The organism is Lysinibacillus sp. NPDC056959 (assembly GCF_042674095.1).
GTDB lineage: Bacteria > Bacillota > Bacilli > Bacillales_A > Planococcaceae > Lysinibacillus > Lysinibacillus zambalensis.
Window position 1 is genome coordinate 13730 of sequence record NZ_JBHURE010000032.1, and the last position, 24113, is coordinate 37842.

A 24113-nucleotide genomic window follows, 5' to 3' on the forward strand; every position below is an offset into this window, starting at 1 on the left:
TTTGTTGCTGTCGCTACGCTTTCGCACAGAAAAAACCTTTGTTGCTGCCGCTTCGCTTTCGCACAGAAAAACACTTGTTGCTGAATGAAGATAAATGATTAGTAATGCTCCCATTGAAATAAAATATCAGAGAAATCCTTTTGGAGGAGCTTTTCTCGGTTAATAAAGAATTTCCCAACACCACTATCTGCCCACATAATACCGATTTCATCATTAGAGTCGATTTGGAGTAACAATACATCATATCGTTTAAGGAGCTGTGATTCGTGACGGATATCCTCCTCTATAAAATAGGCGTAACCGCCAATTTTAGCTCCAGCCCCTAAGAAGTGTTGTAAATAAATTTCCCGTAAATCAACATCTTCTGATGAAGGAATTAAGTCTGGTAAATAATGTGAGGCTCGATAATCTAAAGCGGAAACAGGTTCTTGAATCGGTTGAAATTGTAATGCTAATTCCTGACGAATAGGGAACTGATCGTCTGCTGCTTGTGCTAAAAACTCCTGACTAGGGGGTGTTGCTTCGAAATTTACGATAGGATAAAAACGTATTTTATAAAATTGCTGAAAAATATCCTCGTGATAATGATCAGCGTTCACGAAAATATTAGATGAAATAAAAAATTGCAGAATACCCTGAGATGGGAAATCCTTTAGAGGTGGCATTTCTGCAAAGTTAATTTGAGCTAATAGCCGCATAGGCTCGCCTGCAATATCTTTAGGATATGTCTGGTAATATGGTAAATAAGGTTCTCCAGCAAATTTACTTTCCGTTAACGTAGTTGATCGCTTATAGGGTGTGATAATCATTGCTGAAATTAGTGTTTCTTCAATGTCAAAACGAAACGATTCTAGCTCTTTTGGAAGAAAAAAATTTGTTATTTTGTTCATGCAGAGCCCTCCGGTAGTCCGTTCCAATATTCCTTGATGTGTTTTATTATGCTTTGAATTACTATTTAGTTACGGCTTTTTATCAACAAATTATTCAAGTCGTAAAGATTTATTTGATGCTTTAAAAATAAATATTAAACTAATTGAAACGACGGCTATTGCTGCTGAAGTATAATAGCCTAAACTAGATTGCATAGTAAATAGCCAAGTAAAGAATAGTGGACCTAGAATGCGTCCTAGGTTATCCATCGAATAGGAAAGACCTGCAGCAGTTCCGTATTGACCACCAGATTCTTTAGTTGAAAGAGATACAACGCATGTTCTTGCGAGTGCATTTCCTGCTGTGAAGACACAGAGGGCTAAACCGGCCATAAATAAGTTAGCTGTTAAAGTGAATAAAAGCATACCCATTGCTGTGACAATTTGTGCACCTATTAACCAAGTTGTCTCGCTTCCGTTTTTAATTCGTCTAACCACACCGCCTTGAATAGCTGCATCTACAAAGCCGCTAAACATAAACAAATAACCAATTTGTAATGGTGTAATTTGAATTCGATCAATTTGGAACAACTGGAAAGTCGCTTCCACTCCTGCCAGCATAAAAGTCACTAAAAATGAGAACATAAATAAATAGCGCACACGGTACTGCAACATTTTTGTAGCACCCTTTGGCATAATGGCACGTTTATTTGTATCTTTTCGTTTTGTAGGTTCTTTTAAAACGAAACTTGCATAAATAAATAATAGCGCAATTAGTGTTGCTGAAGCGATAAAGGGTAGTTGCAAGCTATAGTGTCCGAGCATACCACCAATTGCTGGACCAAAAATAAAACCGAGCCCGATGGACATACCCATGAGACCCATATATTTATTGCGATCCTCTTCACTCGACATATCTCCTACAAAGCCTGTTACAGCTGTATATAGTGCTCCCGAGAATAAACCACCCACAACGCGTGAGATGTATAACATTACTAAATTATTAATAAATAACGAGAAAATAACAAAGCTTAAGCTAAAACCTACAAGACCTATTAATATAAGTTGCTTACGACCTACCTTATCGGACAGCATACCCCAAAGAGGTGCAGTGAAAAAACTGGCGAGCGAATACACTGTAAGTAAGCCACCTACATGTATATTATCCCAATTTTGCTGAACTATAACCTCAGGTAAGACAGGTATAATAATTCCAAATCCAAGGTAGACGAGGAATTGGACAGACATTAATAATAAAATTGCCTTTTTCATACAGTCCCCTGCTTTCATACAATATTTTAGTATGTATATTCTACCTCTCTTCTTATTGTTATTACAAGAAAACGGAAGAATAAACAGTTTAAATACTTTGTTGATCATTCCCTAAAGTAGGGGAGGATATTTTGTTAAGATGTATACGAAGGTTTTATATAGCGAAGGCTGGGTGACTTCTTAAGGAAAGCTGTAAAATTGGAGCGAGCGAAGTGGAGGAAAGAGGCTGAACACTGTATAAAAAATGACAAACTGTTAACAATGTAATTATGTTGACACCAAAAATGAATGGCGAACTAACGTAAGTAACTAAATGGACTCATTCTATTTTTAATTTTTTGTATCGAATGTCGCATAGAGTATTAAATTATATCTAGGGTATACTTCTAGAGGGTATATCGGTATTTTATTTTATTAATGTTTAAATTTTGTTACTTAGTGGTAAATGGTTTAAAAGAGGAAAAATTTACATTGTAACAAAAATGAAAAATTTTAAAGCAAAGTTAAATGGTATGATAGAAAGAGATTAACTCGTCAGACATCATACGCGTGCAAAAATGAAACTTTTTTGGAAATAAAACGTTATATAAATTCGAGGAAAGATTGAGGTGGAATGTATGACAAAAGAAGTAGATTTGAAAAAGATTGTTTCGAATTTATCTAAGTTGGGTGTAACAGCCACTGTAACAAAGTCTCGACTTGAACTTTTAAAAGTGCTCACACCACCAACGCAAACACCGCAAGTTCAAGCTTAACTCGTTTTACAAATAAAAATGGGTAGTCTCTTTATGAGGCTACCCATTTTTTATATCCACAATTAATCGTCATCATCGTGAGTGGTAAACATGTAAGTACGGTAGTGGAAACGCATACTGAAGACAAGACCGATGGCTAGAGCGTTCCCCATCAATGAACTTCCCCCATAACTGATAAACGGTAGAGGAATTCCGGTAATAGGTAATAGCTGAATAGTCATACCGATATTTTCAAGTACATGGAATGTAATCATTGCAATAATACCAGAACATACATATGTTGAGAATGGATCTTTCAATAATAGGGTAGTTTTTGTTAAATGATAGATTAATAAAAAGAATAAACAAATAACGATACTAGCGCCAATAAAACCCCATTCTTCTCCGATAACTGTAAAAATAAAATCGGTATGATTTTCGGCAACGTAAACTTCACGACCGCGGTAGCCTTTACCGAAAATCTCACCTGAACCAATGGCATTCAAGGAAGTAATTAAATGGTATCCATCACTAGAAGAATATGAATATGGATCTAACCAAGAATAGATTCGAGCAAACTGATATGGTCTTAAGCCGAATGTGTTCTCTAAAAAACTTTGCATATGGAGTGCCATCCATAAAAAAGAACCACCTACTATTGCGCCACCTAAAAAAGTTGGTAAAATAATTTTCCATGATACACCTGCTACAATGACAACAGCAGCCGTAATGGCGAAGAATACTAAGGCTGAACCAAGGTCAGGCTGCTTCAGAATAAGGGCTAAAGGTAATAATAGTGTAGCAATGATTTTACCTAGCAATATGAAATCCGTTTTTATGGATTTAAAAGTATAAACTTCGTGGTGCTTACTAATAAGTCGAGCAAGTGCTAAAATGTAAAAGGTTTTCATAAACTCAGAAGGTTGAATATTTCCAAGTGGTGTATGATACCAGCTTTTTGCACCATTAATTTTTGCACCGATTTGTCCTGGACCTTCTGGCATGAAAATAAGCAGTACTAATAAGAAGATGCCTCCACCGTACATATACCAAGACAATTTTTTATATTGGTCAGGTTCAAAAAACATAACTACTCCAATAATTACTGAGCAAATGACGTACCATCGCAATTGTAAAGGAACATAGTTAACGCCGTACTGACCTGATGTTTGCGCCGACGAAATGGCTAACAAACTTATGACTAGAAAGCAAAGAAGTATAAAAGCGAGCGTCCAGTCAAAACGATTCGCGAAATTTCGTTTATTTTCCATACAAGCCACCTATATCAAAATAGTATCTCTTAATGAGTAAATTTGATTTAAATTAATTCCGATTCAATCTACTACCAAATATATATATGATGAATCCTCAAGAGGCGAATATTAAACCGAAAGTAGGGGGAGTAATATTTGCTTTTGGTTTAGAAAATCCTCTCAAATATTTGTAAGAAATGAATAGAATTATATTCGTTCTAAATGTGCTCATTCCGAGTAGTTAAAAAACATATATGCAATAGCATCTTTAACATTCATATTATAACGTAAAAAACACTTTTACGCCTGTGAATATTGTTATGACGATTATTAACATAAAATGTTTCAAAAAATTCAAGTTTAGTTTTATAATATAGTGAAGAATGGGGTGATGGTTGTGGCTAAAAAATTGAAGTCAGCTGACGATTTTATGTATCATATTTATGTTCATATGAATGAGGTCGATAAATTTGTTGTTTTTAGCGGGCTTAAATTCTCGCAATTTGTGGCTGCACTTGAACCACTGCATCACTTACTGTTATTGAAACATTCCTATGAAGATGGTTCCTTTAATATGCATACTCAGTTCGATTATATATCAGAAGAGGAAGTACCTCAGTTTGTAAAAAAAGCTACAGAATCCAAAGAATTATGTTGGATAGACTTTATGGATGAGAAGAGGCTAGACCAACTAACACCGATGGAACAAGGAGAGCTGCTTTACATAAGTCATAAAAAGGAACCGATTACTTCGCCATTTTTTAATAAATTACAAAATCGATTTGTCTATTATTCTTCAGATTTAGAGAAAATGACTAAAGTTTATTTTCGCCATTTAAGTGATTCCGATTTACTCCTTGCTAATGTTTTGAACAGTTTGATTCGTGAAAAGGAACGTAGCACTGGTTTTTGGCGACGGAAGGTGAAATCGAGTATTCCTGCTATTTCACCGGAATTTTTGCGTGCCTATCGTTCTTTTACTAAAGATGGGGCACTGTTATCATTGTATAGAATTGAAAAGCCTAAAGTAGCTTACGGTATCGAAATTCGCAATCTGTCAGAGTATTCCTATCCGGATGAGGTATGGGATGATTTAAAAAGTACAATTTTGAAAAATGAGCACGATGAATTGATTTATATTATTTAACTTCTTTCAGCGGATAAAAGGATGTTAACCTTAAATCATCGCATCCATGCGATAACGGCTAACTGTCCTGCGTCACGTAGGCCTAAGCACAAAGCTGATTCCTGACGCAATTATGCCCAGGCATAATTGATCTATTCATTTGTACGTAGAATGAATATACACTAAATCTCACCGTCAAAATTACGGTGAGATTTTTAACGTCATTCAGTAATTGTTTTGATGTTTTGCGTAGCGACAGCTACAGATGTTTTATGTAGCGAAAGCAAAGCGTCAGCTACAATTACGGCAAGGCGAAATTGATGTCATTTATAAAGACGTTTCATGATAAACTAATAGTACTCAAGAAGTATGTGGAGGGCACAAAAATGAAAAAAAGAATCGGTTTATTATACGGTGGAAAGTCAGCCGAGCATGAGGTGTCATTATCGACAGCACGTGCAGTCACGGGAGCTTTGAATTTCGAGGAGTATGAAGTATATCCGATTTTCATTACCCTTGAAGGGGAATGGCGCCGAGGTGAGCGTCTAAAAAAACCTGCAAGTACAATTGAAGAATTACAATTTGGTGATAATGCCAATATTTTAGAAAATAATATTACAGATTTTTTAATTGATAAAGATGGTAAATCTGTACAATTTGACGCAATTTTTCCATTACTTCACGGTACTAATGGTGAAGATGGAACTGTTCAAGGTTTACTTGAGGTTCTAAATCTACCTTATGTAGGAAATGGTGTTTTAGCATCAGCAACTGGCATGGATAAAGTAGTTATGAAACAATTATTTGAAATTGCCGGCTTACCACAAGTTCCATATACGTATTTCATTCGTAGTGAATGGGCTAATGAACAGGAGGCTATCCTCGCTCGTTGCGAAGAAAAACTGGATTGGCCGATGTTTGTGAAACCTGCAAACTTAGGATCAAGTGTTGGAATTAGCAAGGCAACAAATCGCGATGAATTAGTGAAGGCTATCGAAATAGCCTTACAGTATGATCGTAAAATTGTAATTGAGCAAGGTATAATCGCTCGTGAAATTGAACTTGCTGTGTTAGGAAATGACTTCCCGGAAGTTTCTGTACCTGGTGAAATTAAACCAGTCACTGACTTTTATGATTATGACTCCAAATATAAAGATGGCTCGACAGTCCTTATTATCCCAGCAGAGCTTACTGAGGATACAGTATCTAATTTACAGGAGCTAGCTAAACGTGCGTTCAAAGCTATTGATGGGAGCGGTTTAGTTCGTGCGGACTTTTTTGTGACGGCCGATAATAGCATTTATATTAACGAAGTGAATACAATGCCAGGTTTTACACCTGTAAGTATGTATCCGCTTCTTTGGCAACATACAAATGTAAGTTACCCAGAGCTTATTGATCGTCTGATTACTCTAGCAATTGAGCGTTTTGAAGAAAAACAACAGCTTCACTATAAAAAAGACTGAGTGGGATTATTGTGAAAAAAACATTAAAGCAGTTAGCTACATGGTTAAATGAAGAAGTACCAGCTTTTGGTGACACGGTTGTATCAGGAATTTCCATTGATACTAGAACAATTCAACAAGGGGATTTGTTTGTTCCATTTCGTGGTGAAAAGGCCAATGGTCATAAATTCGTTCTGCAGGCTATTGAAAAAGGAGCAGGAGCTTCTCTTTGGCAGAAGGATGAACCGAATCCACCTCAAGGTGTGCCATTACTCTTTGTAGATGATCCAGAGGTGGCGCTTCAGCAAATGGCACGTGCCTATCGCAGCGAGCATAAGGCGAAGTTTATTGGCATTACTGGTTCAAATGGTAAAACATCGACGAAAGATATTTTAGCAGGAACGCTAACACCATTTTTTAAAGTACAAAAGACAATCGGGAATTTTAATAATGAGCTAGGTTTACCTATTACGGTATTACAGCTAGATGAAGATACTGATGTTGCCGTACTTGAAATGGGTATGAGTGGTTTTGGTGAAATTGAGTTTTTAACGAAACTTGCTCGTCCACATATGACAGTGATTACAAACATTGGCGAGGCTCATATGCAAGATTTAGGCTCACGTGCAGGAATCGCTAAAGCCAAATTTGAAATAATCCAGGGAATGCAACCAGATGGAGTGCTGTTTTATGATGGAGATGAACCGCTACTACAAGAGTTAGTTGCGAAAGAGCAGCAGTTAAAAGCGGTGGCATTTGGCCTAGAGCACGGCACTCTATTGTATGCAGACAATATTGAAGCAACGGCTGATGGAAGTAGCTTCTCTACACATGGTGTGATAGAAGGAGATTTCTTTATTTCAGTTCTTGGGAAGCATCAAGTGAAAAATACATTAGTCGCGATGTTAATTTCACAACAGCTAGGTTTAAACGATGACCAAATTCGTGCATCCTTAAAACAAGTAACTCTTACGGATATGCGCATGCAGCAAGTGAATGGATCAAATGGGGCATTATTTATTAATGATGCTTACAATGCTGCACCAACTTCTGTAAAGGCGGCTATTCAATTTGTTGCATCGACAACGATTCGCCCAGAAAAATGGCTTGTGCTAGGTGATATGCTTGAACTTGGACCAAATGAAAAGCGTTTCCATGAAGATTTATCGAAGGATATTCATGCAGAAAAAATCGACTATGTATGTTTATTTGGCCCACGAATGGCTTATTTAAATGAAGTTTTAAAAGAGCGATTTGATGAGGACCATTTGTTGTATGCAGAGGATGATTATACGCCAATTATCGAAAAACTACAGCAAGCTAACGAGGAGTCTATCGTTTTACTCAAAGGCTCTCGTGGTATGAAGTTAGAAACGATCTTACGTGCATTTACGAAGTGATAAAACAAGGAGTCGGTGGGGCATTCTCTCACCGATTCTTTCTTTCATTTATCGACTTATATGAGTTACACATTTAGAGGTGAAAATAATGTCAGTAGGTGTGTTATGTATACATGGATTTTCAGGAGGACCTTATGAAGTAGAACCTTTTACTACCTATTTACGAACGCATACAAATTGGCTCATTGAAGAACCTACCTTGTCAGGGCATGGAGAAGAATTACAAATGCGTGGTTTCACTGCTAAGCATTGGTTAATGGATGCCGAGCTCGCTTTTCGTGCTCTTGCCAAAAAAGTAGATGAAGTAATAGTAGTTGGATTTTCAATGGGGGGCATTATAGCGCTTTATTTAGCCAAGCGGTATAAAGTGAAAAAGCTCGTATTACTAAGCGCTGCTGCCAAATATGTGAGTCCGAAGCAACTGGTCAAAGATTTTAAAATGCTGGCAACTGAGGCATACCATCGTAATTTGTCTAATAATGAGCTGTTTTTACGATACCGGCATAAGTTTAATCATGTGCCACTATCCGCAACGATAGAATTCATGAAGCTTGTTCGAATGGTGGAGCCGTATTATAAAGATATTAAAATTCCGGTGTATATTGTACAAGGGAAATTAGATGGAATTGTGCCCTATCATACTGCTCGCTTTTTATTTGATCAATTAACTTCAAACGAAAAAACCTTGTATTTATCTGATACTGGCAAGCATCATATTTGTTATGGCGAAGATTGCTCTGAATGGTTTTCTAACGTTTTGTCATTTTTAAAGAGTTCGTAAAGTAGTCAGATTATTACGACTCATGCGTTATCGTTGCATACGTTTTAATCCCATGTTAGACTAGTGTAAGCAATGGATACATTTTGTGCGAAGACTCTTCATATTTGATTGAAGAGTACTTTTTTTTGAACACAACGGTTTTATTCTAAAGTGAATAATTACGACAGAATCAAACCGCTCGGTAAAGACCGGGCTTTCCTTTTCATATAAGAGAGCTCTATGTGACCATCATATAGAGAAAATTTTTAAGTAACGGAAACGTTCCACAACACAGGCTCGAATTTGCCGACAACTTCATCTGAAAATGTAACCATTTGTCAACTTAAAAGCAGAAAAAGGAGATTGAGAAGTTTGACAAATTTTTCAGAATTAAATATTAGCGAATCTACATTACGTTCTGTAAAGCGTATGGGATTTGAAGAAGCAACACCAATCCAAGAAGGTACTATTCGTTTTGCGATTGAAGGCCGTGACGTATTAGGTCAAGCGCAAACAGGTACAGGTAAAACTGCCGCTTTCGGGATTCCACTTATCGAAAAAATTGACCCAAAAAACCCTAACATCCAAGCATTAGTAATTGCTCCAACTCGTGAATTAGCAATTCAAGTTTCTGAAGAGCTTTATAAAATTGGTTATGACAAACGTGTGAAATTATTATCAGTTTATGGTGGTCAGGAAATCGGCCGTCAAATTCGTGCGCTAAAAAATAAACCACAAATTATCGTTGGTACACCTGGCCGAATTATAGATCATATCAATCGTCGTACTTTAAAATTAGAAGATGTTCAAACATTAGTGCTTGATGAAGCAGATGAAATGTTAAACATGGGCTTTATTGATGATATTAATTCAATCTTAGAAAACGTCCCATCTGAACGTCAAACATTACTGTTCTCAGCAACAATGCCACCAGCAATTCGTAAAATTGCTGAAACATTTATGCGTGATCCAGAAATCGTAAAAATTAAAGCAAAAGAATTAACAGTTGATAACATCGATCAATATTTTGTGAAGTCTGCTGAGCGTGAAAAGTTCGATATTTTATCTCGTTTATTAAACGTTCACCAACCAGAACTTGCAATCATCTTTGGACGTACAAAACGCCGCGTGGATGAGCTTGCACAAGCGTTATCAATTCGTGGTTACCTTGCTGAAGGGATTCACGGTGATTTAAGCCAAGCAAAACGTATTTCAGTATTACGTCAATTTAAAGAAAATAAAATTGATATTCTTGTGGCAACAGATGTAGCTGCTCGTGGGCTTGATATTTCTGGTGTAACACATGTTTATAACTTCGATATTCCTCAAGATCCTGAGTCTTATGTTCACCGTATTGGTCGTACAGGCCGTGCAGGTAAATCAGGTCTTGCGGTAACGTTTGTAACGCCACGCGAAATGGGTTACTTACGTATCGTAGAAGAAACAACGAAAAAACGTATGACACCACTTCGTCCACCAACAACTGACGAAGCTTTAGTTGGTCAACAACGCTTAGCTGTAGAGACACTTGAAGGTCTTATTGCGAACAACGACTTAGGTGATTATCGTACACTTGCTACAGAATTACTTGAAAACCATGATGCAATCGATGTCGTAGCTGCAGCAATTCGTTCATTAACAAAAGAGCCAGATGACTCGCCAGTAACAATTACTGAAGAACGTCCATTACCAATGCGTCGTGAGCGTTCTGGCAATCGTGGCGGAGATCGTGGACGCGGTGGCAACCGTAGCTCTAACGGACGTCGTGATGGCGGACGTGGCGGAGATCGTCGTGGAGGACGCGGCGGAGATCGTCGAGAAGGCGGACGCCGTGATGGAGGTCGCCGTGAAGGTGGACAAGGTCGTTCACGTGCGCCACGTCGTCACGAAGATTAATTTTATCTTCATCAAAATGATAAAACCTTACAGTCAAAGTGGCTGTAAGGTTTTTTTAACTTCTTTAACGGATGGCCATATTAAAATACGAAGCGACAGCACGAGAACGCCAAGGTAAAATTGATAAAACTTTGAAACAAAAAGATAATTAGTTACGTATACATAAATAAGGAAAGAGAGGGATCGATTTTGAGATCAGAACCAATTCATAAGATTTCTAGGAAAGGGTTAACAGTGTGGCGTTTATATGGTGTATTGCAAACGATACTTCTTTTGATTATAGCGGCTTTAGTATGCTATGGCACTTATTATTTTGAATGGCCATCATTTATTTATTTCATTGCAGTTGTTGTAGTTATACTTAGTGCTATTCTATCTGCGTATCTATTTCCAAAAGTAAGATGGGAACGCTGGCGCTATGAGGTGCGTGAAAGTGAGATTGAAGTGCAACATGGTTTATTCGTTGTTAAACGTACGCTTATCCCAATGGTGCGTGTACAACATGTTGATACGACGCAAGGACCGATATTAAAAAAATATGGTTTAGGTAATATTTCAATATCAACGGCGGCAACTGTACATACGATTCCAGCCCTTGTAATGGAAGAGGCGGATGGACTTCGTGCACGTATATCGGAATTAGCAAGGGTGGCGGAAGATGATGTCTAAGGCAGTTAATCGATTACACCCAGTATCGGCTGTTATTTCAAGTGCAAAAGCATTAAAAAGTATGATTTTCCCGTTAATTGTTATTATTATAACGAATGGTTTTAACTTCTCGTTTAATTTCCATAGTGATAACTTTTGGCGAACTGTTTTCTTATTCGGTATATGGGGAGTAGGGGCTATACTTGCGCTTGTTAGTGGCATTGTTAAATGGCGTACCTTTGTATATTGGTTTGAAGATGGAGAATTACGTGTAAAATATGGCTTGTTCGTTAAAAAGAAACGTTACATCCCATTTGAGCGTATTCAAAGCTTAAATTACAATGAGGGTATTTTTCATCGACTATTTGGCCTAGTAAAGGTTCAAGTTGAAACTGCGGGAAGCAAGGATAGAAAGCCAGAGGTAGAGTTAACGGCAATTAGAAAGGATGCGGCAGATGCAATAGAGCTGGAAATGCGTCGCACGAAAAACAAAGCCAATGAACAGATGAATGATGACCAGATGAGTAATGAACAATCGCTAACCGAGGAAGTATTAGCGCCGATGATTTATCATATGTCGATACGTGATTTACTTATATTAGCCATAACTTCAGGAGGAATTGGGGTCGTTCTGTCTGGGGTAGCAGCATTTATCCCTCAGCTTTCAGATATAATCCCATATGAGGAAATTTTTAATGAGCTAGCTGACTTTGCGAAAATTGGTGCATTTTTAGTTGCACTAATAGTGATATTCAGCCTAATTGTGGCATGGTTTGTGTCATTTATTATTACATTGATCAATTATTATGATTATACAGTTCGAACTGAAGATGAAAAACTTATTATTACAAAAGGGCTACTGGAGAAAAAACGTATTACTTTACCGTTAAATCGAATTCAGGCGATTCGTATTGTAGAAAATCCATTGCGTCAATTATTTGGCTTTGCAACGGTTGTTGTTGAGAGTGCTGGGGGAAATGGTGGAGAGGGGAATGATAAAAAAATTGCGTTGTTCCCACTTATTCAGAAGCAGGATTGTTTGGAAACGTTAGAGCAGATCTTTCCGGATGTAAATTGGCGACCAGAACTTATTTATTCGCCAAATCGAGCTCGTCCATTTTTTTACCGAATTGATTTCATTTGGCTTGTACCTATAATTGGTGCATGTAGTTATTACTTTTATCCGTACGGACTGCTTTCGCTATTGTTAATTCCATTAACGATATTAATAGGTATTTGGCAACATAAAACAGCTGCTTATATGATAGATGGAAAGCAACTAACTATGCAATATCGTGTGTTCAGTCGTATTACATTTTTTATGGAGAAAAAACGAATTCAATCTATTGGGACTACCCAAACGTATTTCCAAAAAAGAAAGAATGTTATGTCTGTAAAAGCAACGGTAATGTCGGGCATGACTGGTATGACAGGGAATGTGCGAAATTTAGAGCAGCAGGATGCTGAAACTATAGTATCTTGGTACGAACATTGAATGCGAGAAAAAGGCTAGTCCTCACAATTAATGTGGGATTAGCTTTTTTTATGAATCATTTGTTAAAACATTAGAACAACAATATACGAATGAGTGACAAATATCGTGCTACTACGTTTATACTACGCTTTCGCACAAAAATATTGTGTTGATCCAAGTGGCTAATCGCATGCTCTTAGAAAAGTACATAGTCAAAAAGGAAGTTAGGGACACATGATGATGATAATCCTTTTTTACCTATAAATTTCCAAATATTCTGTTTATAATAAAATTAATCAAACAAAAGGGGGCGTAATAGAAAGAGTAGAGGATGTAGCTACAATGCAACAAAACGTGAATAATAATGGCCTACAAACGGGGGCTATTGGGGAAGTTTGTGGGAGTGGCATCATCAAGTGAATTAGGGCATAAATGGACAAGTGTTAATACGGTTTTATTTGGGGATAAAATGAAAAAAGAATATAACACTAGCGTAAAAATAAAAGGAGCAATCCTCGATGAAAGCTTATCATCAGAGAATGGCTCCACTTTGTAACTATTACTTACCCGCCATCTTTTGTTTACGCCAGCTTAAAATTCTTCTTGGGTGTAAGTAGATGAGTCCAAGGAGGAACCCTGTTACTAAACCGCCCAAGTGAGCATAGACATTCACATTCGGCTGTAAAAAAGTCATAATAACACTTATCACAATGATTGGTAAAATAAGTTTTCGAAGCATCGGCATTGTACGGCGTGTGTAGTAGACAAGTGCTCCGAAGGCACCAAATATTCCAAAAACAGCTCCACTTGCACCGAGACTTGCATAGCTACTATCATATAGAAGGTAGGTTGCCATGTCGCCTACAATACCGGACAATAAATAGATTGTAATAAAACGCGCCTTACCTGCAATTTTTTCAAGCTCTGGTCCGAATAAATACAGTGAAAACATATTAAAGAAAACGTGCAAAAAATCAGCATGTAAAAACATTGCGGAAAAAACACGCCACCATTCACCTGTTTGAACAAGGAAGTTCACTTGGATTCCGTAATTCAGTACTTGGTCACCTATTTCAGGTAAAATAGTTATTACATAAATAATTAAATTAACCGCTATTAATGTTGAAACAATAGGATAATACTTTGTATATTGCTTGAAATTTTCTGTTCTACTAAACATAACTCCACCTCAATTTACAATCATTATACATGGCTTTTTAGAAATAGGAAAAGGAGAAGTTCAAATGATTAAAGGAATTGGTCTCGATATTGTAGAAATTGACCGTATTATTAAAGCAATGGGGAGAACAAATAAATTTAAAGACCGCATTTTATCTGAAAGGGAAAGAGCTTTGTTTGATGCACATACAGAAACTCGTAGAATAGAATTTTTGGCCGGACGATTTGCTGTAAAAGAAGCATTTTCGAAGGCATTAGGAACTGGTATTGGTGAAGAATGTAAGCTTCATGATGTTGAAGTTTTAAGAGGGGAAGCTGGTAATCCTGTTTTATATTTTAAAGGAGAGCTTGTAAATGGATTTGTAAGCATTACACACTCAAAACAATACGCAGCAGCACAAGTAATATTATTACAATAAAAAATGTAAAACAAGCTTTCGCCATATAAAGTAAAAGGGCTCATTATTAAAAGTTGCGGAAGACATTTATTAAAACTATAAGTTGATTTCCGTCTCGACTGACGCCCTAGGAAAGTGCCTAGTCGGAGCAGAAATCAACTACTCTATCGTGATAGCTATTAAAACGCAAATAAATTTCTGAGTGAAGATAAATATATTGCCCATGTTCAAATGACATAACTGACAAATACGGTTCATATATTGTCGTAGTGGATTTGAAAGAAGGAAAGGGTGAAAGCGTGGGCAACCGAATAGTTAAATGGCTCGTCTTACTTTGTACGATATTACTTCTATCGGCATGTGGTACAGACTCACAGGAAAAAGTGTTAAAGAAAGTTAATGGGAAATGGGCAGAGACCAATGGTTATGAGTTAAATGCTACGATGGAGATTAAATCTGGTGGGGATCCAAAAAAATATGATGTAACTGTTTGGCATACGAAACCTGATTTCTATCGAGTGGAAGTTGTAGAAAGTGGGAAAGATGTTTCTCAAATGATAGTGCGAAATGCAGATGGCGTTTTTGTTGTTACACCTACATTAAACAAAATGTATAAATTCCAAAGTGATTGGCCAAAGAAAAATAGTCAGGCCTATTTAATAGGTGCACTAGCAGAAGATTTAGCTCAAGATAAAAATTTAGTCATGAAAGAAGAGGACAAAGCATATATATTTGAAGCGGCTACTAGAAATAGCTATAAAAATAGTATGCCTCATCAAGTTATAACAGTCGATAAGAAAACAATGCTTCCAACTTCCGTAGTAATTATGAATGATGTAAAAGAAGAGCAAATTCGTATCACATTTAAAAATATTAAATTAGGTGTTCAACATGCGGCTAAAGAGTATGCGGTTGAGCAATTTACAGAAAAAGATGAACCAAAAGGGGAAAACGCTACATCGCCAGAAAAAGATAATAAGGAAGAAAAGGATAAAGGCGATAAAGAGAGCAATAATACTCCGGATGGAAATGATGGGGAACAAGCAGTAAGTGCAGAAGCCGAAAATACAAAGTTCCAAACACATTACCCTGTTGTAAGTTTAGGAAATACAAAGATGGTGGGTGAGAAAGTCATGCAAGAGGGTGGCATGGAGCGTGTTATCTTAACATTCGACGGTGACAAGCCATTTACAGTTATGCAACAACCAGTTACGAAACAGACTTCAATGTTGCCAGTATCATCGCCTGGTGATCCTGTAGATTTAGGCTTTACAATTGGAGCTATTACAGATACATCTATTAGCTGGGAAAAGGATGGCGTCGAATTCTTTGTAGCATCTAGTAAATTGACTCGTGAAGAAATGGTGCAAGTTGCCACTTCTATGACGATAGGTAGTATGAAATAATTACTCTAGCTACAGCTTTTCTAAATGGAAAGCTGTAGCTGATTAAGAAAAATAGTGCAGTTTTGATGAATATTAACACTGTTTAGAAAGTGTTAAGTCATATATGATAAAAGTTATGTAGAAAATTAGTCTAAAATAGAATAACTTATGGTAAAACTGTAGAGCAAAAGTGATTTAATCAATACATATTGTTTTAATAAAATATAAAGAGGGTATTCTAATGGAGATACAGCAGTATTTTAGACCAACCAAAGCAATTGTAGACTTACAAGCAATTCAAAAAAACGTAAAAAATTTGAAAAAGCTACTTCAACCAAATGTTCAAATTATAGCTGTCGTAAAAGCAAATGCATACGGTCATGGAGATATAGCCGTTGCAAAAGCGGCACTCGAGGCAGGGGCAACAATACTTGCTGTGGCAACGCCCGATGAAGCATTACATATTCGAGCGCATTTTGAAGAACCGGACATACTATTATTAGGTGCCTCTCCAATTTCGTTTGTGCCATACGCTGCCAAGCAGCGCATAATTCTTACGGCGTTTGCTAGTGAATGGGTACAGCAAGCTGCTCCGTTCATAGCTAATGAAGTAAACCCTTTACGACTACATATAAAAGTAGATAGTGGAATGGGCAGAATTGGCGTTCGTTCAGAACAAGAATTATTGGAACTATATCAAACAATAAAGAATACAATAAATGTAGAGCTTGATGGGATATTTACACATTTTGCGACTGCAGATGAAGAAGATGCCTCTTACTTCGATAGACAAGTGCAATTTTTTGAGAAATGTGTGTCAGTATTGCCTGAAAAGCCTAGACTTGTTCATGCATCAAATACAGCTACATCATTAGTGAAAGATACACATTTACAATTTGACGCTGTCAGATATGGTATTTCAATGTATGGATTATCACCATCGCCTTATGTAGAAGGTATTTTACCATTTTCGTTACAGCCAGCGTTTTCACTTGAGAGTGAGCTTGTTCATGTAAAACAGTTACAAGCAGGTGATTCAGTAGGCTATGGCGCTACTTTTACGGCCCCAGCGGATATGTGGATTGGAACGATACCAATAGGCTATGCTGACGGAGTGATTCGTAAATTAGGCGGACAAGAAGTACTAATTGATGGTCAAAGAATGCAGATTGTCGGACGAATTTGTATGGACCAATGTATGGTTGCCTTGCCAAAAGCATATGCTATAGGTGAGAAAGTAACACTCATTGGTCATCAAGGACAGGATGTTATTTCAATGAATGAATGGGCAGCGAAGCTTGAAACCATTAATTATGAAGTACCATGCATTATTACAGCGAGGGTTCCTAGATTATACATTTAACTCTAAATTAAAATCGGGATCAATCATGCCGAGGCATAAATGATTTTAGGACAAATGAATTTTTTATTCGAGCAACTAAACAACTTGGTGAATAACTACTTACTAATCAATATGTTAAATTACCGGGTAGATGAGCCAATCATAATTTGTGACATATTGCAAGGTGAATAAATCGGCATTTACCTTCGACAACCTACATATTTTTACAACTTGGACTTTAAATTGTCAGATATTTTGTCATTTCGTGTCTTTTCAACGATATCTTTCAATGGTAGAATGGGTAGTAATGAAAAGTGGATGGTTCCGTTGGAGGTGCTTGCTGTGTACGAGAAAAAGTTAAGAGAAGCTACAATTGCTGTTCAGGACAGACTATTTCTACAAACAAAGGAAGTAATTGAGAGTGAATCTTTTGCGCGTATTTTGTCGCGCAAAGTTTTAATGCAGGAGCAACCAAATCAAATACGGGAAGCTATGATGAAAGGATATGTTGAAATGTCTCATATAAATCTGAGTATTGCAAGTGAATGCTTGCATGCAGAATATGAAGCACAACATACAGTGGAGCGTCTCGTTAGCGGGGGATGACACTTTGAATGTAAAACGTGGTGACGTTTTTTTTGCAGATTTATCGCCGGTAGTTGGGTCCGAGCAAGGGGGCACTAGGCCGGTGCTGATTATTCAAAATGATATTGGAAATCGATTTAGTCCGACTGTCATCATCGCAGCTATTACTGCACAGATTCAGAAAGCAAAATTACCGACGCACGTCGAAATTAATGCTGAAAAGTATGGTTTTGAACGTGACTCGGTTATTCTGCTCGAGCAAGTGCGGACGATTGATAAGTCAAGATTGACGGATCGTATTACACAACTTGACCATGCGTTGATGGAGAAAGTTGATGGTGCATTGATGATTAGTTTAGGGCTTGTTAAATTTTGATATACATATGTGTATAGCGGCATCGAGATGTTTTCATCTCGATGCTTTTTTGTATTGTTCCCCTAAAATACTTATTAAAACCGCTATTCAAAAATGGTGCTTATAGATTTGAGGTATATTCAAGATATAAAATTAGCATCGATTTTTGAAAAAGCATTGAGAAGTTTAAGGAAATATACATAGAATTTCACCTTCATTCAGCAACAAGTGTTTTTCTGTGCGAAAGCGAAGCGGCAGCAACAAGTGTTTTCCTGTGCGAAAGTAAAACTGCAGCAATAAAATTTTTTCTGTGAAATACAAACTTAGCGACAGCAACCATTTCGCTGAGGTAAAATCTTTAATATAATTAAAATATTTAAAGTATTTAGTTAAGTGGGTCAAAAAGTGTAAGAGTATAACTCCGAAAGGAATTGGGGGGACAGCAGTGACAATTAAGTCTTCGGTTGAGATTATTACTGAGTGGGATATAGTAGCAGCAAGACAACTGGGGCGTGACGAAGCAAAAGCGCTTGGATTTGACACTGTTGATCAGGCTCGAATCACCACAGCTATAAGCGAATTAGCTAGAAACATATATTTATATGCAAGGATAGGTGTCATTGAAATTGAAAAATTTGAGTCAGTTACAGAGAAAAAAATAATTGTTATTGCAACGGATCAAGGACCAGGAATAGAGGATGTTCGGAAAGTGATGGAGGATGGTTACTCTACTTCAGGGGGGCTAGGTGCAGGTTTACCAGGCGTTAATCGATTGATGGACAGTATGAATATTCAATCGGTTATTGGTGAAGGAACAACGATAAGAGCTGAAAAATGGCTGCGTTAGGATGTGGAGTTGTTGGATCGATTAGAATCTCAATATAAAAAGATTTTGTCAGATTATATGACTGATCAAACTGAAAAGAATTTGTATATTGCTCAAAATTTCACTCGTCAGTTAATCCAAAATAATATATCTCCAGAGGATGTTGTAAGTATTCATAAAAACGCAGTTGAAAAGCTTTTTCCACGTAGAATGAGTGAAGAACAGCTTGCATATGATTTTCTTATCGAAGTGATGGTGCATTATGGAATGGCTCATAGGGAGCACCAAAGCTTATTACAAAAACAGGCTGAGTATGAGATAGAAATGAAAATTGCTACAAGTATCCAGAGTACATTACTTAAAACAGAGGTACCACAACTTTTAAATATCGATATAGGAATGATATCTATTCCAATCCGGAAAATGAATGGGGATTATGTCCATTTTTTATATAATCGAGATGATTATTTGAGTGTAGCTGTGACAGATGTGGTAGGTAAAGGTGTTCCAGCCGCATTATGCATGTCTATGGTAAAATATGGTTTAGAAGCATTGGATTATGCATATAGAGATCCTTCATATGTATTAGAGGTCATTAATCGAGTAATTGAAAAGAGTGTAGACGACAGTATGTTTGTGTCTATGTTCTACGGTTGTTTGGATATGCGAAAAAGCACTTTTTCTTATGCTTCTGCAGGTCACGAGCCAGCTCTTCATTACAGTGCTATGCGTGATCAATTTATCCCTTTGGAATCAACGGGATTATTATTAGGGGTGTTGCCAGAAACGAAATATTCTTATAACGAAATTACTTTGGAAGAAAACGACATCGTAATCATGATGACGGATGGTGTTACTGAATTCAGATTGCTGGATGAATTGAATGCACGAGAGGTCATTACATCATTAATATTTGAAAATAAATACTTGTCAGCCCAAGAATTATGTAATCTTCTTTATAAGCAAATTGAAAAAATACAGGATTTTAAACTATCAGATGATTTTACAATTGCAATTATAAAAAAATAGTTTTTTAGGTTTGACTTTTAATAATTACGGGAATAGAAAATTAGTCTAACAAATTGGTGGAGGTATGCTGTATGGACATGGCGATACACTTTAAAGAACTTGATAATAAACTATACGGATTTGTAGAGGGTGAAATAGATACTTTTACTGCTTCAGGACTCAGGGAAGAATTAGAGGCAGTGAAAATTACTGAGGGATTAGAAATAGTACTAAATTTATCAAAAGTTAATTATATGGATAGTACAGGGCTTGGTATCTTTGTAGCCTTTTATAAAAGAACACTACGCGAAAATGGTAAAGTTAAATTAGTTGGTTTATCGAATAGATTACAAAGGTTGTTTGAAATTACTGGTTTAAGCGATTTAATGGATATTGAGACTGATAAAAAGGTGGAATTACGAAAATGAAGGAATTTGATTATATTGAGATAAGGGTTCCTGCAAAACCGCAATTTGTCAGTGTGATTCGATTGACGGTTTCTGGCTTAGCTAGTCGAGTTGGATTTAATTACGATGATATTGAAGATTTAAAAATTGCTGCAAGTGAAGCGGTAACAAATGTTGTACATCATGCATATAAGGACGAAGAAGAGGGAGAAATCGTCATTGGATGCGCTTTGTATGAAAATAAACTAGAAATGATGATTGCAGATTACGGTAATAGTTTTAATTTTGAGGAGATAAAATCGAAAATCGGTCCGTATCATCCTGAAGAGAGTATTGCAGGTCTTCGCGAAGGTGGTTTAGGGCTTTATTTAATGGAAACTTTGATGGATGAGGTGATGATAAATAACGATGGTGGCGTAACTGTTTTCATGACTAAGTATGTCGCTAGAGAGCAGGTGGAGAAAAATGTCGAAAGAATCACTACCTAAATCTTCGTCTAAGGAAGATATACTAAGGTGGATTGCACTGTACCAATCAACGGAAGATGATGAAGCTCAAACAAATTTAGTGATTCATTATCGATATTTAGTAGAATCCATTGCACGTAAATATTCGAATGGTAAATCTAGTTATGATGATATTACTCAAGTAGGTATGCTGGGGTTGCTAGGTGCAATAAGACGTTTTAATCCTGATGTTGGTCGAAGTTTTGAAGCTTTTGCTGTTCCAACGATTGTTGGAGAAATTAAGCGCTTTTTACGTGATAAGACTTGGGATGTTCATGTGCCAAGACGGATAAAAGAATTAGGACCACGAATTAAAACAACAGTTGAAGCGTTGACAGTTGAGTTGCAACGTTCTCCGTCTATTAAGGAAATTGCGGATCAATTAGAAGTAGAAGAAGAAGAAGTGTTAGAGGCTATGGAGATGAGCCGTAGTTACCATGCTCTTTCTATGGATCATTCAATAGAGTCGGATTCTGACGGTAGTACAGTAACGTTATTTGATATTATGGGTAAAGAAGATGACGGCTATGAAATAACTAATAAAAGAATGGTTGTTTCTGAAGCAATGAGTATTTTAGATGAGAGAGAAAGACAAATCATTCAGCTTACATATTTAGAGCAACTCACTCAAAAAGAAGTTGGGGAACGATTAGGGGTTTCTCAAATGCATGTATCTAGAATACAAAGGAAGGCAATAAAAAAATTACAAGAAGCTATCTTAGTAAGAGATGGTGTCTCGCTTTAAAAATTTTTAGCGAGAGGGGCTTTCCTGTTGTTGTTGTTGTTGTTGCAAATACAAGCAATAGTAAGAGCTTTGCAGGAAGTGCTAGCGAAAACAGTCTCTTCGTATTGAATAAAATAGTTTACTCTTCCGTTAGAGTAGACTATTTTTTTGCATTTTTAGTAAAGTGTAATGGTAAAATGAAAAGAAAAAAGGTAGTGATGATGTGGAACAAAAGCAAATGTTACAGCTCATTGCAAAGGATGTAGCTGTTAAGCCGGGTCAAGCTGAGGCTGTTATTAAATTATTAGAAGAAGGAAATACAGTGCCGTTCATTGCACGTTACCGAAAAGAAGCTACTGGGTCTCTTGATGAAGTGCAGATTAAAGCTGTGGAGGATCGATATCACTACATACAGCAGCTTGAGCAACGCAAAGAAGAGGTTATACGATTAATTCAGGAACAAGATAAACTAACGCCTGAATTAGAAAAAGCGATTCAAGCAGCAACTGTTTTACAACGTGTAGAGGATTTATATAGACCGTATAAACAAAAACGCCGAACAAAGGCGACAATAGCGAAAGAGAAAGGGTTAGAATCTCTTGCAGATCTTCTATTAGAGTATCGTAATGATGCTTTAGAGAAATTAGCAATGGCCTTCGTAGATGAGGAGAAAGTTGCTAATGTAGAGGATGCATTAGCTGGGGCACGAGATATTTTGGCAGAGCGCTTTGCCGATGACGCGGCAATCCGTGAAAAAATTCGTACGTATTCATGGAAAGATGGAGTACTCGCTACAAGTGTGAAGGATGCAGATGCAGACGAAAAAAACGTGTTTGAAATGTATTATGAATATGAAGAACCTGTAAATCGTATTGTCCCACACCGTATTTTAGCTGTAAATCGTGGTGAGAAAGAAGAAATCTTAAAAGTAGCAATTCAAGTACCGATAGATCGAGTATTGATGATTATGTGGAAGGAGTGGATTCCGGCTACAGGTTCCTCTCCAGCAATTCCTGAAGTAAAGCTAGCGATCGAGGATTCGTACAAGCGTCTAATTCAGCCTTCTATAGAACGAGAGTTACGAAATGAATTAACAGAAAAAGCAGAGATGCAGGCTATTCATATTTTCTCTGAGAACTTACGTAATCTATTATTACAGCCTCCAATGAAAGGGAAGTATGTATTAGGAGTTGATCCAGCGTACCGTACAGGCTGTAAGCTAGCTGTTGTAGATGAAACTGGGAAAATGCTTGAGGTTACAGCCATTTATCCACATCCTCCAAAACCAGATGTAGGAAAATCAAAAGCAGTTGTGAAAGAAATTTTAGCAAAATACCCAATTACTATAATTGCTATTGGTAATGGTACTGCCTCACGCGAAACAGAACAATTTATAGCTGATGTATTGAATGAACTTGAAACAGATATTGCCTATGTGATCGTCAATGAAGCGGGAGCTTCTGTTTATTCAGCATCCGAAGTTGCCCGTACAGAGTTTCCGGATTTACAGGTAGAACAGCGTAGTGCCGTTTCTATTGCACGTCGCTTGCAAGATCCGCTGTCGGAGTTAGTGAAAATTGAGCCAAAAGCAGTTGGGGTAGGCCAATATCAGCATGATGTCTCTCAAAAGAAATTGAATGAGTCCTTAACATTTATAGTAGAGACGGCTGTAAACCAAGTTGGTGTTGATGTTAATACAGCCTCAGCTTCTTTACTACAATACGTTTCTGGATTATCTAAAACGGTTGCGGAGAATATCGTGAAGGTGCGAGAGGAAAATGGACAATTTACTACTCGTGCTCAACTAAAGAAAATTCCACGACTTGGTGCCAAAACGTATGAACAAGCAATAGGTTTCTTACGTGTGCAAGGAGCCAAAAATGCATTCGATGCTACGGGCATTCACCCTGAAAGCTATAGTGTAGCAGAGCAGATTTTAGAGGTTGTACAAATTGATAAAAAAGAGCTAGGGACGCAAAAGGCCGAGGAAGCCATTGCAAAACTAGATCAAGAAAAATTAAGTGGCATTTTAGATGTTGGAGTAATCACAATAAAGGATATTGTGGATACATTAATGAAGCCAAGCCGCGATCCACGTGATGCATTCCCTCAGCCTTTACTGAAAACAGATGTATTGAAAATGGAAGATTTACAAGTTGGGATGGAATTACAAGGTACAGTGAGAAATGTAGTTGATTTCGGAGCATTTGTAGATATTGGAGTGAAGCAGGACGGGCTTGTGCATATTTCTAAATTACAAAAAAAACGTATTAAACATCCATTAGAGGTTGTTGCACTCGGTGATATTGTGACGGTTTGGGTAGAACAAATAGATGTCAATAAAGGGCGCATATCATTAACGATGCTGCCTCCTAAAGATCAAACTATCGAAGCGTAATTAAGTGAAACTTTAATCAGCGGGGATTCTCTCGAGCCCTGTTGATTATTAATCTTCACCAATCAGGCTATTACGGGCAGTTAATGTCCCACCTAATTTCTAGCCCTTGCTATGATTGTACTT

24 protein-coding genes are annotated in these 24113 nt (G+C 37.1%); 20 read left to right on the forward strand and 4 right to left on the reverse strand.

Going from position 1 to position 24113, the window contains the following annotated elements:
* Positions 1-98 precede the first annotated feature (98 nt).
* The gene (locus tag ACFTQ7_RS22555; RefSeq protein WP_386831312.1) at positions 99-890 is read right to left on the reverse strand and encodes a YwqG family protein; all 792 of its coding nucleotides are present in this window, start codon (positions 888-890) and stop codon (positions 99-101) included.
* A 90-nt stretch (positions 891-980) separates the two neighbouring features.
* Positions 981-2141, reverse strand: coding sequence for an MFS transporter (locus ACFTQ7_RS22560; protein ID WP_386831314.1), 1161 nt, complete (start codon positions 2139-2141; stop codon positions 981-983).
* A gap of 617 nt (positions 2142-2758) precedes the next feature.
* Here ACFTQ7_RS22560 and ACFTQ7_RS22565 point away from each other — a divergent pair.
* Positions 2759-2896, forward strand: a complete 138-nt coding sequence (locus ACFTQ7_RS22565) for an Lmo0850 family protein (RefSeq protein WP_004232019.1) — start codon at positions 2759-2761, stop codon at positions 2894-2896.
* A gap of 62 nt (positions 2897-2958) precedes the next feature.
* Here ACFTQ7_RS22565 and ACFTQ7_RS22570 read toward each other — a convergent pair whose 3' ends face one another.
* Positions 2959-4146 carry an FtsW/RodA/SpoVE family cell cycle protein gene (locus ACFTQ7_RS22570; RefSeq protein ID WP_349661717.1) on the reverse strand — a complete coding sequence of 396 codons (1188 nt, stop codon included), beginning with the start codon at positions 4144-4146 and terminating at the stop codon, positions 2959-2961.
* A 373-nt stretch (positions 4147-4519) separates the two neighbouring features.
* Here ACFTQ7_RS22570 and ACFTQ7_RS22575 point away from each other — a divergent pair, with 373 nt between their 5' ends.
* The 8 genes from ACFTQ7_RS22575 to ACFTQ7_RS22610 all read left to right on the forward strand — a co-directional run bounded on the left by ACFTQ7_RS22575 (position 4520) and on the right by ACFTQ7_RS22610 (position 13433).
* On the forward strand, positions 4520-5275 hold the full coding sequence (locus ACFTQ7_RS22575; protein WP_386831317.1) for a hypothetical protein: 756 nt from the start codon (positions 4520-4522) through the stop codon (positions 5273-5275).
* 365 nt (positions 5276-5640) lie between these two features.
* A complete protein-coding gene (locus ACFTQ7_RS22580; protein ID WP_349661716.1) occupies positions 5641-6720 on the forward strand; it encodes a D-alanine--D-alanine ligase in 1080 nt (359 codons plus the stop codon).
* A gap of 11 nt (positions 6721-6731) precedes the next feature.
* Positions 6732-8099: a UDP-N-acetylmuramoyl-tripeptide--D-alanyl-D-alanine ligase gene (locus ACFTQ7_RS22585; RefSeq protein ID WP_386831319.1), complete on the forward strand. Its 1368-nt coding sequence runs from the start codon at positions 6732-6734 to the stop codon at positions 8097-8099.
* 88 nt (positions 8100-8187) lie between these two features.
* The gene (locus tag ACFTQ7_RS22590) at positions 8188-8880 is read left to right on the forward strand and encodes an alpha/beta hydrolase (RefSeq protein ID WP_386831321.1); all 693 of its coding nucleotides are present in this window, start codon (positions 8188-8190) and stop codon (positions 8878-8880) included.
* A 351-nt stretch (positions 8881-9231) separates the two neighbouring features.
* Positions 9232-10755, forward strand: coding sequence for a degradosome RNA helicase CshA (gene cshA, locus ACFTQ7_RS22595; protein WP_349661713.1), 1524 nt, complete (start codon positions 9232-9234; stop codon positions 10753-10755).
* Positions 10756-10944: 189 nt separating this feature from the next.
* The gene (locus ACFTQ7_RS22600) at positions 10945-11424 is read left to right on the forward strand and encodes a PH domain-containing protein (protein ID WP_386831323.1); all 480 of its coding nucleotides are present in this window, start codon (positions 10945-10947) and stop codon (positions 11422-11424) included.
* Positions 11417-12898, forward strand: coding sequence for a PH domain-containing protein (locus ACFTQ7_RS22605; protein ID WP_386831346.1), 1482 nt, complete (start codon positions 11417-11419; stop codon positions 12896-12898). The genes ACFTQ7_RS22600 and ACFTQ7_RS22605 overlap by 8 nt, the downstream gene beginning before the upstream one ends.
* Before the next feature lie 382 nt (positions 12899-13280).
* Entirely contained in the window at positions 13281-13433 is a 153-nt protein-coding gene (locus ACFTQ7_RS22610) for a hypothetical protein (RefSeq protein ID WP_386831325.1), read from the forward strand.
* 3 nt (positions 13434-13436) lie between these two features.
* Here ACFTQ7_RS22610 and ACFTQ7_RS22615 read toward each other — a convergent pair whose 3' ends face one another.
* Positions 13437-14057, reverse strand: coding sequence for a rhomboid family intramembrane serine protease (locus ACFTQ7_RS22615; protein ID WP_349661710.1), 621 nt, complete (start codon positions 14055-14057; stop codon positions 13437-13439).
* A gap of 64 nt (positions 14058-14121) precedes the next feature.
* On the opposite strand from ACFTQ7_RS22615, the gene acpS reads away from it, so the two are divergent.
* The 11 genes from acpS to ACFTQ7_RS22670 all read left to right on the forward strand — a co-directional run bounded on the left by acpS (position 14122) and on the right by ACFTQ7_RS22670 (position 23990).
* Positions 14122-14475 (forward strand): holo-ACP synthase, encoded by a 354-nt coding sequence (gene acpS, locus ACFTQ7_RS22620; protein ID WP_386831328.1) that lies wholly within the window; start codon positions 14122-14124, stop codon positions 14473-14475.
* A gap of 278 nt (positions 14476-14753) precedes the next feature.
* A complete protein-coding gene (locus ACFTQ7_RS22625) occupies positions 14754-15860 on the forward strand; it encodes a LolA family protein (protein WP_386831330.1) in 1107 nt (368 codons plus the stop codon).
* A 220-nt stretch (positions 15861-16080) separates the two neighbouring features.
* Entirely contained in the window at positions 16081-17202 is a 1122-nt protein-coding gene (alr, locus tag ACFTQ7_RS22630) for an alanine racemase (RefSeq protein WP_386831332.1), read from the forward strand.
* A gap of 321 nt (positions 17203-17523) precedes the next feature.
* Positions 17524-17787: a hypothetical protein gene (locus tag ACFTQ7_RS22635; protein ID WP_049663444.1), complete on the forward strand. Its 264-nt coding sequence runs from the start codon at positions 17524-17526 to the stop codon at positions 17785-17787.
* Positions 17788-17791: 4 nt separating this feature from the next.
* Positions 17792-18142 (forward strand): type II toxin-antitoxin system PemK/MazF family toxin, encoded by a 351-nt coding sequence (locus ACFTQ7_RS22640; RefSeq protein WP_049663446.1) that lies wholly within the window; start codon positions 17792-17794, stop codon positions 18140-18142.
* Positions 18143-18566: 424 nt separating this feature from the next.
* A complete protein-coding gene (locus ACFTQ7_RS22645; RefSeq protein ID WP_386831335.1) occupies positions 18567-18968 on the forward strand; it encodes an anti-sigma regulatory factor in 402 nt (133 codons plus the stop codon).
* A 12-nt stretch (positions 18969-18980) separates the two neighbouring features.
* The gene (locus ACFTQ7_RS22650; protein WP_386831337.1) at positions 18981-19976 is read left to right on the forward strand and encodes a PP2C family protein-serine/threonine phosphatase; all 996 of its coding nucleotides are present in this window, start codon (positions 18981-18983) and stop codon (positions 19974-19976) included.
* Positions 19977-20047: 71 nt separating this feature from the next.
* Entirely contained in the window at positions 20048-20383 is a 336-nt protein-coding gene (locus ACFTQ7_RS22655) for an STAS domain-containing protein (protein ID WP_079562544.1), read from the forward strand.
* Entirely contained in the window at positions 20380-20850 is a 471-nt protein-coding gene (gene rsbW / locus ACFTQ7_RS22660) for an anti-sigma B factor RsbW (protein WP_079562545.1), read from the forward strand. The genes ACFTQ7_RS22655 and rsbW overlap by 4 nt, the downstream gene beginning before the upstream one ends.
* Positions 20828-21613, forward strand: coding sequence for an RNA polymerase sigma factor SigB (sigB, locus tag ACFTQ7_RS22665; protein ID WP_386831340.1), 786 nt, complete (start codon positions 20828-20830; stop codon positions 21611-21613). The genes rsbW and sigB overlap by 23 nt, the downstream gene beginning before the upstream one ends.
* 202 nt (positions 21614-21815) lie before the next feature.
* Positions 21816-23990: a Tex family protein gene (locus ACFTQ7_RS22670; protein WP_386831342.1), complete on the forward strand. Its 2175-nt coding sequence runs from the start codon at positions 21816-21818 to the stop codon at positions 23988-23990.
* Positions 23991-24113: the final 123 nt, after the last annotated feature.

Coding starts and splice junctions, on each gene's coding strand:
- ACFTQ7_RS22555 (WP_386831312.1), bottom strand. CDS start 890: ATGAACAAAATAACAAATTTTTTTCTTCCAAAAGAGCTAGAATCGTTT.
- ACFTQ7_RS22560 (WP_386831314.1), bottom strand. CDS start 2,141: ATGAAAAAGGCAATTTTATTATTAATGTCTGTCCAATTCCTCGTCTAC.
- ACFTQ7_RS22565 (WP_004232019.1), top strand. CDS start 2,759: ATGACAAAAGAAGTAGATTTGAAAAAGATTGTTTCGAATTTATCTAAG.
- ACFTQ7_RS22570 (WP_349661717.1), bottom strand. CDS start 4,146: ATGGAAAATAAACGAAATTTCGCGAATCGTTTTGACTGGACGCTCGCT.
- ACFTQ7_RS22575 (WP_386831317.1), top strand. CDS start 4,520: ATGGTTGTGGCTAAAAAATTGAAGTCAGCTGACGATTTTATGTATCAT.
- ACFTQ7_RS22580 (WP_349661716.1), top strand. CDS start 5,641: ATGAAAAAAAGAATCGGTTTATTATACGGTGGAAAGTCAGCCGAGCAT.
- ACFTQ7_RS22590 (WP_386831321.1), top strand. CDS start 8,188: ATGTCAGTAGGTGTGTTATGTATACATGGATTTTCAGGAGGACCTTAT.
- ACFTQ7_RS22605 (WP_386831346.1), top strand. CDS start 11,417: ATGTCTAAGGCAGTTAATCGATTACACCCAGTATCGGCTGTTATTTCA.
- ACFTQ7_RS22615 (WP_349661710.1), bottom strand. CDS start 14,057: ATGTTTAGTAGAACAGAAAATTTCAAGCAATATACAAAGTATTATCCT.
- acpS (WP_386831328.1), top strand. CDS start 14,122: ATGATTAAAGGAATTGGTCTCGATATTGTAGAAATTGACCGTATTATT.
- alr (WP_386831332.1), top strand. CDS start 16,081: ATGGAGATACAGCAGTATTTTAGACCAACCAAAGCAATTGTAGACTTA.
- ACFTQ7_RS22655 (WP_079562544.1), top strand. CDS start 20,048: ATGGACATGGCGATACACTTTAAAGAACTTGATAATAAACTATACGGA.
- rsbW (WP_079562545.1), top strand. CDS start 20,380: ATGAAGGAATTTGATTATATTGAGATAAGGGTTCCTGCAAAACCGCAA.
- sigB (WP_386831340.1), top strand. CDS start 20,828: ATGTCGAAAGAATCACTACCTAAATCTTCGTCTAAGGAAGATATACTA.